Origin of the sequence: Pseudomonas sp. 18-147, assembly GCF_051048045.1 — a bacterium.
Taxonomy (GTDB): Bacteria; Pseudomonadota; Gammaproteobacteria; order Pseudomonadales; family Pseudomonadaceae; genus Pseudomonas; species Pseudomonas aeruginosa.
In genome coordinates, this window is record NZ_CP182296.1 from 3,748,796 (window position 1) to 3,760,838 (window position 12,043).

Annotated in this window: 17 protein-coding genes; 8 read left to right on the forward strand and 9 right to left on the reverse strand. The window is 64.9% G+C overall.

Translation table 11 applies throughout. The features are described from left to right. Positions 1–41 precede the first annotated feature (41 nt). Positions 42–389: a hypothetical protein gene (locus ACM0M4_RS17685; protein WP_003098081.1), complete on the forward strand. Its 348-nt coding sequence runs from the start codon at positions 42–44 to the stop codon at positions 387–389. Positions 390–445: 56 nt separating this feature from the next. Here the strand turns inward: ACM0M4_RS17685 and cysB are convergent, their stop codons facing one another. The 4 genes from cysB to ACM0M4_RS17705 form a co-directional block, all read right to left on the reverse strand. Beyond that, on the reverse strand, positions 446–1,420 hold the full coding sequence (gene cysB / locus ACM0M4_RS17690; RefSeq protein ID WP_003087775.1) for an HTH-type transcriptional regulator CysB: 975 nt from the start codon (positions 1,418–1,420) through the stop codon (positions 446–448). Positions 1,421–1,551: 131 nt separating this feature from the next. Further along, a complete protein-coding gene (locus ACM0M4_RS17695) occupies positions 1,552–2,049 on the reverse strand; it encodes a universal stress protein (protein WP_003087770.1) in 498 nt (165 codons plus the stop codon). Between the two features lie 162 nt (positions 2,050–2,211). Then, positions 2,212–3,159 (reverse strand): putative 2-dehydropantoate 2-reductase, encoded by a 948-nt coding sequence (locus ACM0M4_RS17700; protein ID WP_003140019.1) that lies wholly within the window; start codon positions 3,157–3,159, stop codon positions 2,212–2,214. Then, the gene (locus tag ACM0M4_RS17705; RefSeq protein ID WP_003120319.1) at positions 3,159–3,536 is read right to left on the reverse strand and encodes a thioredoxin family protein; all 378 of its coding nucleotides are present in this window, start codon (positions 3,534–3,536) and stop codon (positions 3,159–3,161) included. The genes ACM0M4_RS17700 and ACM0M4_RS17705 overlap by 1 nt, the downstream gene beginning before the upstream one ends. A gap of 317 nt (positions 3,537–3,853) precedes the next feature. Here ACM0M4_RS17705 and ACM0M4_RS17710 point away from each other — a divergent pair, with 317 nt between their 5' ends. Further along, entirely contained in the window at positions 3,854–4,930 is a 1,077-nt protein-coding gene (locus ACM0M4_RS17710; protein ID WP_003087765.1) for a 3-deoxy-7-phosphoheptulonate synthase, read from the forward strand. Positions 4,931–4,987: 57 nt separating this feature from the next. Here the strand turns inward: ACM0M4_RS17710 and ACM0M4_RS17715 are convergent, their stop codons facing one another. Then, positions 4,988–5,272: a GNAT family N-acetyltransferase gene (locus ACM0M4_RS17715; RefSeq protein ID WP_003087762.1), complete on the reverse strand. Its 285-nt coding sequence runs from the start codon at positions 5,270–5,272 to the stop codon at positions 4,988–4,990. A 386-nt stretch (positions 5,273–5,658) separates the two neighbouring features. On the opposite strand from ACM0M4_RS17715, the gene ACM0M4_RS17720 reads away from it, so the two are divergent. Both ACM0M4_RS17720 and ACM0M4_RS17725 read left to right on the forward strand, forming a co-directional pair. Next, positions 5,659–6,348: a crotonase/enoyl-CoA hydratase family protein gene (locus tag ACM0M4_RS17720; RefSeq protein WP_003087759.1), complete on the forward strand. Its 690-nt coding sequence runs from the start codon at positions 5,659–5,661 to the stop codon at positions 6,346–6,348. Between the two features lie 149 nt (positions 6,349–6,497). After that, complete coding sequence (locus tag ACM0M4_RS17725; protein WP_003087758.1) at positions 6,498–6,686, forward strand: hypothetical protein; 189 nt, start codon at positions 6,498–6,500, stop codon at positions 6,684–6,686. A gap of 71 nt (positions 6,687–6,757) precedes the next feature. Here the strand turns inward: ACM0M4_RS17725 and ACM0M4_RS17730 are convergent, their stop codons facing one another. Next, the gene (locus tag ACM0M4_RS17730; protein ID WP_003087757.1) at positions 6,758–7,264 is read right to left on the reverse strand and encodes a macro domain-containing protein; all 507 of its coding nucleotides are present in this window, start codon (positions 7,262–7,264) and stop codon (positions 6,758–6,760) included. Between the two features lie 220 nt (positions 7,265–7,484). On the opposite strand from ACM0M4_RS17730, the gene ACM0M4_RS17735 reads away from it, so the two are divergent. The 3 genes from ACM0M4_RS17735 to ACM0M4_RS17745 all read left to right on the forward strand — a co-directional run bounded on the left by ACM0M4_RS17735 (position 7,485) and on the right by ACM0M4_RS17745 (position 8,613). Then, complete coding sequence (locus ACM0M4_RS17735) at positions 7,485–7,973, forward strand: hypothetical protein (RefSeq protein ID WP_025297358.1); 489 nt, start codon at positions 7,485–7,487, stop codon at positions 7,971–7,973. 154 nt (positions 7,974–8,127) lie between these two features. Beyond that, positions 8,128–8,346 (forward strand): hypothetical protein, encoded by a 219-nt coding sequence (locus ACM0M4_RS17740; RefSeq protein ID WP_054376038.1) that lies wholly within the window; start codon positions 8,128–8,130, stop codon positions 8,344–8,346. Positions 8,347–8,373: 27 nt separating this feature from the next. Next, positions 8,374–8,613 carry a hypothetical protein gene (locus ACM0M4_RS17745; protein WP_003087754.1) on the forward strand — a complete coding sequence of 80 codons (240 nt, stop codon included), beginning with the start codon at positions 8,374–8,376 and terminating at the stop codon, positions 8,611–8,613. Positions 8,614–8,670: 57 nt separating this feature from the next. On the opposite strand, the gene ACM0M4_RS17750 is transcribed toward ACM0M4_RS17745, so the two are convergent. After that, the gene (locus tag ACM0M4_RS17750) at positions 8,671–9,393 is read right to left on the reverse strand and encodes an amidotransferase (protein ID WP_054376042.1); all 723 of its coding nucleotides are present in this window, start codon (positions 9,391–9,393) and stop codon (positions 8,671–8,673) included. A gap of 244 nt (positions 9,394–9,637) precedes the next feature. On the opposite strand from ACM0M4_RS17750, the gene ACM0M4_RS17755 reads away from it, so the two are divergent. Then, positions 9,638–10,009, forward strand: a complete 372-nt coding sequence (locus ACM0M4_RS17755) for a glutaredoxin family protein (RefSeq protein WP_003087752.1) — start codon at positions 9,638–9,640, stop codon at positions 10,007–10,009. 8 nt (positions 10,010–10,017) lie between these two features. On the opposite strand, the gene ACM0M4_RS17760 is transcribed toward ACM0M4_RS17755, so the two are convergent. Together ACM0M4_RS17760 and ACM0M4_RS17765 are read right to left on the reverse strand one after the other, a co-directional pair. Continuing rightward, the gene (locus tag ACM0M4_RS17760; protein ID WP_042853652.1) at positions 10,018–11,016 is read right to left on the reverse strand and encodes a hypothetical protein; all 999 of its coding nucleotides are present in this window, start codon (positions 11,014–11,016) and stop codon (positions 10,018–10,020) included. Between the two features lie 22 nt (positions 11,017–11,038). Next, positions 11,039–12,010 (reverse strand): aldo/keto reductase, encoded by a 972-nt coding sequence (locus tag ACM0M4_RS17765; protein WP_003117709.1) that lies wholly within the window; start codon positions 12,008–12,010, stop codon positions 11,039–11,041. Positions 12,011–12,043: the final 33 nt, after the last annotated feature.

Here is a 12,043-nt window from a genome sequence, read left to right on the forward strand (position 1 = left end):
TCGGGGTAAAGTGCAGGTCGAACCCCGAGCGGAGACCCAGCATGCGCATCACCATGGTCAAGAAAGTCCTCGCCAACGGCGAGGACTGCCGCAAGTGCAAGGAAGTCCGGCAACGCCTGGAACAAGGCGGCTACCTGCCGCGCATCCATCGCACCCTGGTGGCCGACGAACGCGACCCGAACAGCGCAGGCTGGATGGTCGCCGCCCAATATGGCGTAGAGACCGCGCCGTTCTTCGTGGTTCGCCACGACGACGGGCGCGAACAGGTCTACACCGTGTTCATGAGCTTCCTCCATGAAGTCCTCGAACCGCGAGCCGAGCAGTCCGCGGACGCTGATCGCGAAGCGCTGGCCAGGCTGGCCGGTCGCGACAATCTCGACATGCTCTGAGGGCCAGCCATGAAAAAGCCCGGCACCAGGCCGGGCTTTTTCATGGGCCGAGGCGATCAGTAGACCGGCAGTTCGATGCCGTCGAACAACTCGTCCAGCTCGGCCTTGTTGTGGCATTGCACGGCCTTGGCCAGCAGCTCGCGGGTCAGGTGCGGAGCGAATTTCTCGATGAAGTCGCACATGAAGCCGCGCAGGAAGGTGCCGCGGCGGAAGCCGATCTTGGTCACGCTGGACTCGAACAGGTGGCTGGCGTCGAGGATCACCAGGTCGTTGTCGAGCTTCGGATCGACCGCCATGTGCGCCACGATGCCGACCCCCAGGCCCAACCGCACGTAGGTCTTGATCACGTCGGCATCGGCCGCGGTGAATACCACCTTGGGCACCAGGCCGCGCTGGCTGAAGGCTTCGTCGAGCTTGGAGCGGCCGGTGAAGCCGAACACGTAGGTGACGATCGGCTGCTCGGCCAGGGCTTCCAGGGTCAGTTTCGGCAGCTTGGTCAGCGGATGCCCGTGGGGCACGATGACGCAGCGATTCCAGCGGTAGCAGGGCATCATGATCAGGTCGCCGAACAACTCCAGCGCCTCGGTGGCGATGGCGAAGTCGACGGTGCCGTCGGCGGCCATTTCGGCGATCTGCATCGGCGTGCCCTGGTGCATGTGCAGGGAGACGTCCGGGTACTGCTTGATGAAGCCGCTGATCACGTTGGGCAGCGCATAGCGCGCCTGGGTGTGGGTAGTGGCGATGGACAGCGTGCCCTTCTTCTCGTTGGAGAATTCCTGGGCGATCTGCTTGATGCTCTCGACCTTGCGCAGGATCTCGCCGGCGGTATGGATGATCCGCTCCCCCGCCGGCGTCACACGGGTCAGGTGCTTGCCGCTGCGAGCGAACACCTCGACGCCCAGTTCGTCCTCCAGCAGGCGGATCTGCTTGCTGATGCCCGGCTGCGAAGTATAGAGGCTCTGCGCCGTGGCGGAGACGTTGAGGTCGTGGTGCGCAACCTCCCAGATATAGCGCAATTGCTGAAGCTTCATGGAGATTCCTCGAAAAGGTTGTCGCGACCGGCGATCAAGAACCGAAGGTATATAACCATATTAATGGTTTGAGGAATAAAATTAGACGTTTTTTTTGATTTTGCACGCTTTTTCACCAGCCGACCGCTGGCCTACAGGTCGCGACTACGGTGCTGCAACATCGGCACCAGGTACACCGGTACCTCCGCCAGTTGCACCAGACGCGCGGCAGTCCGGCCCAGCGGCGTGTCGAGCTGGGTGCCGTGGCTATGGCTGCCGGCGACGATCAGGTCCACGGCCAGCTTTTCCGCCTCATCGAGGATCATCTGCGGCGGGTCGCCCTGCACCACCCGCACGCTCTTGACCAGCGCCGCATCCTGGGGCAACTCGCCGAGTTCATCGCGAAACCCTTCCAGGACCCGCTTCTCGATGCTTTCCATGACGTTGTCCAGCCCTTGCGCCCGCAGGTCCTGGAGACGCTCGGTGTCAAGGTAGGTCTGCAGGACCGACTCGGCGAACAGCCCGAGGGGCTCCACCACATGGACGACATAGAGCTCGGCGTTGTAGGCGCGGGTCAGCGACAGGGCGTGTTGCAGGACATAGGGAGCATAGAGCCCCAGATCGGTGGCGTAGAGAATCGAACGAATCATGCGGCCTCCTCGACAGCCTGCGCGGCGGGCCTCATTAGCAGATTAGCAGCAAGCATCCATTCTCCTAGCGTTCCCTGCTGTTTCAGGCTTTTTCCGGCCCGTTGGGGTAAATCCCTTTTCTCCCTGCGAGCGCGGCGCCGGCTGGTCGCCGCGCTCGGCCCTTCAGCGCGGTTGCGCTTCGAGGAAGCGCAACGCCTGGTGCAGCGCCTCGACCCTGGGCATCCGGTAGCCCGCAGCAGCAGCGCGGGCCAGGGGCGCGGCATAGATCGCCGCCAGCTCCAGTGGCCGCCCATGGGCGAAGTCGTGGTACATGCTCGGCCGATAGTCGGGCATCCGCTCGGTCGCCGCCAACAGTTGGTCCGCATAGCCCTCAGGCAGGATGAAGCCGCAGGCGCCGGCAGCACCGATGACTTCCTCCATGATCGCCTCGATCAGCGACCGACTGTCCGCGTTGGCCATCAGCGGCGCGGTGCTGCTCTTCAGCAATACCGACAGCCCGTTGTAGGGGATGTTCCAGACCAGCTTCTGCCAGCGCGCCTGCTCCAGGTCGGGCATCGCCGTGGACTCCAGCCCGGACTCGCGGAACAGCGCGGCACCCTCCTCGACGATCTCGCGCCGGCGTCGCTCGTCGGCCGGTCCGGAATGATAGCCGAGATTCACTCCGCCGTAGGCCTGGTGCTCGATCACGCCCGGTTCGCCGCGATGCACACAGATGAAGCAGAGGCCGCCCAGCAGATGCAGGCTTTCCGGCAGCAGCGGCCGCAGCCGCTCCTCCACGCCCAGACCGTTCTGCAGCAGCAGAACCTTGGCTCCCGGCGCCGCCGCTGCGCGGATCAGGGGTGCCAGTTCGTGATTGCCGGTGGTCTTGGCGCCCACCAGCAACCAGTCGCAGGGCGGCATGTCCTGCGCCGAATGGTAGGCCTGGACCGGCGCCAGGCGCCGGAAGCCATGCACCGCACTATTCAGGCTGAGTCCGGCGCGATTGACCGCCTCGAACTCGCTGCGCAGGAGAAAATGCACGTCGTGACCGGCATGCGCCAGCATCAATCCATAGAAGCCGCCGATGGCTCCCGTACCGATGACGCCGATCCGTTGCTGCTTTGAATCCATCAGGGCAACTCCTCAGGTAAAGCGGTCGACCCCGCCAGCACCGCACCCCGCAAGGCTTCCTGGTGCAGCGGAACGTTCAGTGCGCCATGGAAGCGGCCGTCGCGGACCATGAACAGGGCCGGCAGGTGAAAGACGCCGTAGCGTTCCACCAGGCCGCCATTGCGGCCGGCGTCCACCCAGCACAGGCGCTCGATGGGCAGGTCCATCGCGGGGAGATGGCGCCGGGCCCAGCGGCACGACGCGCAGCCTTCGCTGGTGAATACCAACAGCGAAACCCCTTCCAGGGCAAGCAACTGCCGGTCGGCGTCCAGATCGGTGAGTTCCAGGGACGGCACGCTGCTGACCTCGATAGAAAGGAAGAAATGGGGCCCGACCATCATCCGTATGCTTCGGCTCCTGCGATAGCGCTGGCGCCCTCCTCGGCCAGCGGATACGCGCAAGGCGCGCCCCTCCGCAGCACCTGCACAATATCGTCCGCGGCGGCCTCACCTGCAACTCCGCTGGCAGCCTTGGCCCGGAGCAACGAAGAAAACGTGCGCAGAGCGGGGAAAACACCGGCGAACCGCGTCCCGCCCATTGTCTAGGCCCGGCCCGACACGTTAAGGTTCGTCTCCCCGTTTGCGAACTTCATGCCTGCGCCCTTTCGCAGGGGGCCTCCCGGCGACCGGCGCCCGTGACCTGATTGAGTACCACGATGGCTGATTTACAGATCGACGACCTTAACGTTGCCTCCAACGAGACCCTGATCACGCCGGAGCAGCTCAAGCGTGAAATTCCCCTGACCGACAAGGCCCTGCAGACCGTGGCCCATGGTCGCCAGGTGGTGCGCGACATCCTGGATGGCAAGGACCACCGTCTGTTCGTGGTGATCGGCCCCTGCTCCATCCACGACATCAAGGCCGCCCACGAATACGCCGACCGCCTCAAGGCGCTCGCGGCCGAAGTGGCGGATACGCTGTTCCTGGTGATGCGCGTGTACTTCGAGAAGCCGCGTACCACGGTGGGCTGGAAAGGCCTGATCAACGATCCGTACCTGGACGACTCGTTCAAGATCCAGGATGGCCTGCACATCGGTCGCCAACTGCTCCGCGACCTCGCCGAGAAAGGCTTGCCCACCGCCACCGAAGCGCTCGACCCGATTTCCCCGCAGTACCTGCAGGACCTGATCAGCTGGTCGGCGATCGGCGCCCGTACCACCGAATCGCAGACCCACCGCGAGATGGCCTCCGGCCTGTCTTCCGCGGTCGGCTTCAAGAACGGCACCGATGGCAGCCTGACCGTGGCGATCAATGCCCTGCAGTCGGTCTCCAGCCCGCATCGCTTCCTCGGCATCAACCAGCAGGGCGGCGTATCCATCGTCACCACCAAGGGCAACCGCTATGGTCACGTGGTGTTGCGCGGCGGCAACGGCAAGCCGAACTACGATTCGGTCAGCGTCGCGCTCTGCGAGCAGGACCTGAACAAGGCGAAAATCCCGCTGAACATCATGGTCGACTGCAGCCACGCCAACTCCAACAAGGACCCGGCCCTGCAACCGCTGGTGATGGACAACGTCAGCAACCAGATCGTCGAAGGCAACAACTCGATCGTCGGCCTGATGGTGGAAAGCCACCTGGGCTGGGGCAGCCAGCCGATTCCGAAGGATCTCGACCAACTTCAGTACGGCGTCTCCATCACCGATGCATGCATCGACTGGGCGACCACCGAGAAGAGCATCCGCAGCATGCACGCCAAGCTCAAGGACGTGCTGCCGAAACGCCAGCGCGGCTGAGCGAGGCGGAAACGAAAACGCCGGGCTGATGCCCGGCGTTTTTCATTGCGCACCTGCTCAGGCGGCCGGATCGGCCTGACGCTGGCGACGCTCGATGTAACGCTCCACGTAGGAGCAGGACGGGATCACGCTGTAGCCCATGCGGTCGGCGTACTGCAGGGCGTGTTCGGTCAGCGCGGCGGCGATACCGCGACCCCGCAGCGAATCCGGTACGAAGGTCCGGTAGATGTCCAGCGTCTGCTTGCCCAGGTCCATATACGCCAGATAGGCACGATGGCCATCCACCGTCGTCTCGAACTGATGGCCGCCCACGTCATGATGGATGGACAGGGACTCGCTCACTTTGGATCTCCTCAACGGGTTCGTAACCCGACCCGCGCCTGATTGATAGGGTTCCTCGCGAGGATGCCCCCGCGTACCGGCCTTCAGCAGGCCGCCGGATAACTTCGTCCGTTCTCGTCCCGGCGGCTGAGCGCGCCTGGCGGACATCCTCGAAACGGGTGACCTGCACCGCATGCAAGGCCGGACTAACGATAGGGCCCATATTGCTGTCTTCCCCGGCCAGACTCAACCGTTTCTTCTGCCAGGAACGCGCAGGCGTCACTGGAGCCCTGCTCGGGAGGCCCGCGCAAGCACAATCGCGCATGACCCGCGGGTCAGCCAAAGCGCTTTACGCCGACGACGCCCATCAGTAAGGTCTGCGCCACTCCACCAAAAGGAATCCTGCCATGAGCGAGTTGATCAGCTACCAGTTCGAAGACGGCATCGCCACCCTGACCCTCAACAACGGCAAGGTGAACGCCATCTCCCCGGCGGTGATCGACGCCTTCAACCAGGCTCTCGACCAGGCCTTGCAGGACAAGGCCGTGGTCATCGTCACCGGCCAGCCGGGCATCCTCTCCGGTGGCTACGACCTGAAGGTCATGACCTCCGGCCCGGAGAATGCCGTCAACCTGGTCGCTGCCGGCTCGACCCTGGCTCGCCGCCTGCTCTCCCATCCCTACCCGGTGATCGTCGCCTGCCCCGGGCACGCGGTAGCCAAGGGCGCCTTCCTGCTGCTCTCGGCCGACTACCGGATCGGCGTCGACGGGCCGTTCCAGATCGGCCTGAACGAAGTCGCCATCGGCATGACCATGCACCATGTCGGCATCGAACTGGCCCGCGATCGCCTGCGCAAGTCGGCGTTCACCCGCTCGGTCATCAATGCCGAGATGTTCAGTCCGGCCGCTGCGGTGGATGCCGGCTTCCTCGACACCCTGGTCAGCGCCGACCAGTTGCAGGAAAGCGCGCGTGCAGCGGCCCAGCAGTTGAAGAAACTCAACATGACCGCGCACCGCAATACCAAGCTCAAGGTGCGCAAGGCACTGCTGGAAACCCTCGACCAGGCGATCGAGCTGGACAAGAAGCACCTGGGCTAAGGCCCGCTCCAGCGAAAGCCCGGTTGATACCGGGCTTTTTTGCGCCCAATAATTACTTATTACGCAAAGGTAACTCTCCAGAACTGCTATTTTTAAAAAATTATTACGAATTATCCTGATGACATTCCCAAGGAAAACCGGAGGTCATCATGAAACGCAATGTCTTCGCCGCCATTCTCCTCGGCATGGCTACCACCCTCGCAGTGCAAGCCAGCTTCGCCGACGAATCCAGCCTGATGGAAAACCGCATGGTCCAACTGAACCAGCACGCCATCGAGCAGGCCCAGCAGCAACAGGCTACGGCGCCAACCGCGAGCGACACCGATGCGCAGGGTTGAACGCCGCCTGCCAGGAACGTTTTTCTTTTCCCCGCAACCCTGAAAAGCCCGGCTCACGCCGGGCTTTTCGTTCAGGCCAGCTTTTCCTCGGCCGCCACGCCCTTGCGATAGACCTCGTAGAGAATCACCGGGATCTCCAGGTCGCCCAGGTGGCGAACCACCAGCGGCTTGACCTCGGACCAGTCCAGCCCGCCCACTCCCGTCGCCACGCAGGGCAGAGCCAGGCTGCTCACCCCTTCGCTGCGCACATAGCGGGCCAGCTCGCGCAGGGCATGGCCGACATCCTCCAGGCTCGCCTTGCCCGGCTTGGCGCTGCGACCGCTGTGCAGCATGCCCTGGGTGATCAGGTTGACGATGCACTGGGTCTTGCCCTGCTCGTCGACCCCGGCCCAGACCCAGATGCCGCCCGGCTCGGGCGCTCTGGCATGGGCGGCATGCCGGTAGTCGCGAACCATCGACGGCCAGCGTTCGCGCAAGGCGAGGGCCAGGCCGCTGTCGAAATGGTCCTGGGGCGCGATGCCGTGGGCGATCACCTGGGCCCCGGAAAGCAGAATGTCACCTTCAACTTCACGAATCATGAGCGTTTCCTTCTTGGCTTCGGGACAGGCGCTTCGTGCGCCGCCCTGCATCTTTCACCGTACGCCTTGCCCGCCGGCGCCAGTTGATGCGTATCAAAGACGGCCGGTCCCATCCGCTACGGGCCGACTAGACTGCATGCGAGGGAACCTTGGAGGCGCCTCGCCTCTCCATTGGATTCCAGCCTCGTGCCGTCTCATCCATGACAAGGAAACAACCGCCATGCCGAAATGGATTGCACTTTGCCTGATCCCGCTGTTGGCAAGCTGCGCCACCTGCCGCCAGGACAGCGACAGGGAAAAACTGCTGTACGAGAACGACATGCTGCAGGCGAAACTGATCATCGTCGCCAACGACCGCGATCGCCTGCCGCTGGCCCAGGCCCTGCTGGAGCGCGCGGCGCGCGACGACCGCAGCGGCGAGGCGGACTTCTACCAGGCCGTGCTGTTCGCTCGCCGCGACGGCCAGGCCAGCGATTGCGAGCGCATCACCCGCCTCCTCGAACGTTCCGCCGAGCGACGCTACCCGCTGGCCAACGCAATGCTCTACAAGATCTACGCCGAGCCCTTCCTGTTGCCGCGCGCCGACATTCCCAAGGCCGAGACCTATCGCCAGGCCTACGCCGAGCTGCCGGTCGCGCGCAGCGGCTACCCCTCCTTCGAGCGAGCCCGGCAGGTGGTCGATCGCCTGCTCGCGCCGACTTCGTCCTGATCCATCGGGCCCGAACCCGGGCCCCGCAACCCGTACCGGTCGTTCGGCCAAAGCATCATTTCTGTCGATATTTAATAGCGCGAAAATTCGTTATCCAATCGAATTCTTCTCCGCGATCCTATGCCCATCCGAGGTATCGATCACGGAAGCCGCCATGAAACGTCGCAGCCCACGCCATTACGCCCGCAACACCGCCCTGGCCACCCTGGGTCTGTACGCCATCCTCATGCTGGTCGTGCTGAGCCTCGTCGCCGGCGCCGAAAGCGCCAGGAACGCCATACCGGACAACGACACCGCCACGACCTTCTCCAACCAGATCGGCCAGGCCCTGCCAGGCCTGCTCTCGGGGTTGAACAGTCGACGCGCCGGTTGAACGCCGGCTTCTTTCCCGGGAAACAGCATGAGAAGGCAAACACGGAAATTCTGGATCGTCGCCGCCCTGGCGATATTGACCAATGGCTACTCGCTACTCGGCCTCGCCCAAGGCTCGGCAGGCGCACTGGCGCGCACCATCGAATGCAACCAGGCGATGGTCCGCGCGCTGGCGGCCAACCTGGCGCTGAAGCTGCAGAGCGGCACCCCGCCGGCACGCCCGCAGCGCTGGATCCCGGAGCGCTTCATCCTCGACTGCCCGGCCTGAAACGAAAACGCCGCCAACCCCGGGAGGCTGGCGGCGCTCGCATGGCGCGGAGCCGGCTCAGGCGCCGGTCGGCTGGCGCGCGACGAAACGCATCATCCATTCGGCGACGACGGTGCCCTGGTGGTCCCCCGCCAGGCTATCGACCCCCTTGCGATAGAGTTCCTCGCCCAGGTGCTGCTGGCGCAGTTCGAGCAGTTCGCGGGAGTAGTCGTGGACGAACTCGGGATGCCCCTGGAAGCACAGCACCTGGTCGCCGATGGCGTAGGCGGCATAGGGACAGAAGTCGCTGGAAGCGATCACCCGCGCGTTTTCCGGCAGCCGGGTGACCTGGTCCTGGTGGCTGATCAACAGGGTCAGGTCCGACAGCGCCGGGCTCATCCAGTCGGCCCGTTCGTTCAACTGGTACTGGTGGATGCCCATGCCCCAGCCCTGGCTGGCGCGCTCGGCCTTGCCACCGAGCAGCAGGGCCAGCAACTGGTGGCCGAAACACACGCCGAGGAGCTTGTCGCCGCGCTCGTAGCGGTCCAGGAGGAAGGTCTTCAGGGTCTGGATCCACGGGTCGGGACCGAAGGAGTCGGCCTTGCTGCCGGTCACCAGGTAGGCGTCGAAGCGCTCGTCGTCCGCCGGATAGCGCCCCTCCACCACGTTGTAGATGACGAATTCGGCGGCGATCGGTTGCTTGGCGAACAGTTGCTGGAACATCCGGCCGTAGCCTTCGTAGCGCTCGATCAGCTCGGGACGAAGGATATCGGTTTCCAGGATACAGATGCGGAGCGACATAAAGACTCTCTGAAGAAGTGGGGTTATTGTCGTTTTCGTTTGATTTAATTAACACAGGAGCGCGGGCAAGGGAACCGTCGCCCTGGCCTCGAAAGGAATATCCGGACGATTCGCCAAAAAACAAGCAGCCGGCAGAAAGATTCCCGAGACGCCCAGCCGTAAAGAAATCTGCACAGGAGACGGAAGGACTCCCCATGCCCGGAACCGCCACGTAAACTGGCGGTTTTCCCGCGAGGCACACGCCATGTTGCTCAAGGCAGTACGTAACGGACTGGGTCAGGCGATTATCCTCGCCGACTTCGTCAGCCGCCCCCGCAAGCTGCAGCGCAGCGCCGAGGCCCAGGCCGAGGTCGAGCGGGCGCTGCGGAACCTGTCGCTCTACCAGTTCCGCGCCTGTCCGTTCTGCGTGAAGACACGCCGCGCCATGCACCGGCTGAACCTGCCGATGCAACTCAAGGACGCCATGAACGATCCGCAGGCCCGCCAGGCTTTGCTGGAAGGCGGCGGCAAGGTCAAGGTGCCGTGCCTGCGCATCGAGGAAAACGGCCAGGTGCGCTGGATGTACGAATCCAGCGAGATCATCGCCTATCTGGAGGGTCGTTTCGCCAACGCCTGAGCGGCCGATCAACCGCCCCCGGCCGCGTCCAGGGGCAGCCGGTGGATCAGGAAACGCGCCGGCACCTCGCCCTCGCGCCCCGGCAACAGGCGGTGGCGAATGCGTGACTCGCTGACATAGGCGCAACCCTGTCCGGTGACGGTCAGGTTGACCGGCGACTCCAGGCCCTCGCGTATCACTTCGATGCCGCGCCGCCCTGGAGCGAGCGGCTCGGCGATCCGCAGCACCTTGCCGGCACCGCTGCGGATGGCGTTCTCCAGCACGATCAGCGAGCCGTCCGGAGCCAGCGCCATGCCGTCCGGATTCTCCAGCGTTCGGGGCAGCTCCATCTCGCGCAGCCGCGGACGCGAGGCGACCCCTTCGACGACATGGATCGCCCCGCTACCGAAGTTGCCGACCAGCAGGGTGTCGTCGTCCACCCGGACGATGCCCGCCGCGCCCAGGCCGCCGGGGCCGGCCAGGCGGCTGTCGCGCAGCAACACCTGGAACGCCGGTTCCCCGGGCCGCAGCCGCATCAGGCTGCCATCCCGGGTTTCGCTCAGGTAGACCGTTCCGTCCGGCGCCACCGCGAGATCGTTACCCATCCCGTCGCCGGGCAGGGTCAGATATCGGCGCACGGCACCGGCCGCGAGATCCAGGGCGAACACCCCATGCGGCCGGCGCCGGCCAGCGGGTAGGAAGTCCGGCGAATTGCCCCAGAGCAGGCCACGCGGCTCGTCCAGCCGCAGCGCGGTGGCAGCGAAGATCGCCGGGCTGCCGGCGAAGAAGGTTTCCCACTCGCCCCCGGGAGGCTTGCGCAGGATGCGCCCGCTGGTGACCAGACCGACGTACAGCGTTCCATCGGCGGCATGGGCGATGCCGTTGGGATACCGGGCCCCCGCTGGCAGGACGATGCTCGTCGCGGCGCAGGACGGCTCGCGCTCGCCCGGCGCACGGGCGAAAACCGGCAAGACGGTCGCCGATACCATGGATACCAGCAGCAACACGGAAGCCTGTCGTCTCATCATGCTTTCTCCGTCGATGTGCGCCCTACCAGCGCGGGGTCCGGGCGCGCACCGTGAGCGGCGCCTCCAGCGTGGCGCACTCCTCTTCGGCGAGGTCCAGCGTCAGCGCCGCGAGGGCATCCTCGAGGTGATGCGGCCTGGACAGGCCGACGATCGGCGCGGCGACACCGTTCCGGCCAAGCAGCCAGGCCAGGGCGAGTTGCGCCGGTGGAAGCCCGCGGGCAGCGGCGAGTTTCTCCAACGCGCCGAGTGTCGACTCGACTTCCTCCCTGCCGCCGTACCAGCGCGGGGCCTGTTCGTCCGTCCGGGTCCGCAGCGTGCCGGCGCTTCGCGCTCCGGCCAGCAGCCCACGCGCCAGCGGCGACCAGGGCGTCAACGCGATCCCCTCTTCCCGGCACAGCGGCACGAGGTCCTCCTCGTCCTCGCGAACGATCAGGTTGTACTGGCTCTGCATCGAGATGAATTGCGCCAGGCCGTGGTGGCGCTGGAAGGCGAGCATCTTCATGAAGCGCCAGGCCGGCATCGACGAGGCGCCGAGGTAACGGACCTTGCCGGCACGCACCAGGCTGTCGAGGGTTTCGCAGGTTTCCTCGATCGGGGTTTCCGGATCGAAGCGATGGATCACGAAGAGATCCAGGTAGTCCGTACCCAACCGCCGCAGCGAGGCATCCACGCTGGCAAGCAGATGCTTGCGCGACAAGCCGCAGGCGTTGGGCCTGTCGCTCATGGGAAAGAACGCCTTGGTGGCGATTACCAGGTCCTCGCGCTGCGCGAAGTCCCTGAGCGCGCGTCCGAGGATCCGCTCACTCTCGCCGGTGGAATAGATATCGGCACTGTCGAAGAAGTCGATCCCGGCTTCCAGCGCCTCGCGAATGAACGGACGCGCCCGTTCCTCGTCCAGCACCCATGGACGCCACGCCGGATCGCCATAGGTCATGCACCCCAGGCAGAGTCGGGAGACTTTCAGGCCGCTGTTGCCAAGACGGACATGCTGCATCGTACGACCTCGTCGGAGGGCTCTGAAAAGAGC

Coding starts and splice junctions, on each gene's coding strand:
- ACM0M4_RS17685 (WP_003098081.1), top strand. CDS start 42: ATGCGCATCACCATGGTCAAGAAAGTCCTCGCCAACGGCGAGGACTGC.
- cysB (WP_003087775.1), bottom strand. CDS start 1,420: ATGAAGCTTCAGCAATTGCGCTATATCTGGGAGGTTGCGCACCACGAC.
- ACM0M4_RS17695 (WP_003087770.1), bottom strand. CDS start 2,049: ATGATTCGTTCGATTCTCTACGCCACCGATCTGGGGCTCTATGCTCCC.
- ACM0M4_RS17700 (WP_003140019.1), bottom strand. CDS start 3,159: ATGGATTCAAAGCAGCAACGGATCGGCGTCATCGGTACGGGAGCCATC.
- ACM0M4_RS17705 (WP_003120319.1), bottom strand. CDS start 3,536: ATGGTCGGGCCCCATTTCTTCCTTTCTATCGAGGTCAGCAGCGTGCCG.
- ACM0M4_RS17710 (WP_003087765.1), top strand. CDS start 3,854: ATGGCTGATTTACAGATCGACGACCTTAACGTTGCCTCCAACGAGACC.
- ACM0M4_RS17720 (WP_003087759.1), top strand. CDS start 5,659: ATGAGCGAGTTGATCAGCTACCAGTTCGAAGACGGCATCGCCACCCTG.
- ACM0M4_RS17725 (WP_003087758.1), top strand. CDS start 6,498: ATGAAACGCAATGTCTTCGCCGCCATTCTCCTCGGCATGGCTACCACC.
- ACM0M4_RS17730 (WP_003087757.1), bottom strand. CDS start 7,264: ATGATTCGTGAAGTTGAAGGTGACATTCTGCTTTCCGGGGCCCAGGTG.
- ACM0M4_RS17735 (WP_025297358.1), top strand. CDS start 7,485: ATGCCGAAATGGATTGCACTTTGCCTGATCCCGCTGTTGGCAAGCTGC.
- ACM0M4_RS17740 (WP_054376038.1), top strand. CDS start 8,128: ATGAAACGTCGCAGCCCACGCCATTACGCCCGCAACACCGCCCTGGCC.
- ACM0M4_RS17745 (WP_003087754.1), top strand. CDS start 8,374: ATGAGAAGGCAAACACGGAAATTCTGGATCGTCGCCGCCCTGGCGATA.
- ACM0M4_RS17750 (WP_054376042.1), bottom strand. CDS start 9,393: ATGTCGCTCCGCATCTGTATCCTGGAAACCGATATCCTTCGTCCCGAG.
- ACM0M4_RS17755 (WP_003087752.1), top strand. CDS start 9,638: ATGTTGCTCAAGGCAGTACGTAACGGACTGGGTCAGGCGATTATCCTC.
- ACM0M4_RS17760 (WP_042853652.1), bottom strand. CDS start 11,016: ATGATGAGACGACAGGCTTCCGTGTTGCTGCTGGTATCCATGGTATCG.
- ACM0M4_RS17765 (WP_003117709.1), bottom strand. CDS start 12,010: ATGCAGCATGTCCGTCTTGGCAACAGCGGCCTGAAAGTCTCCCGACTC.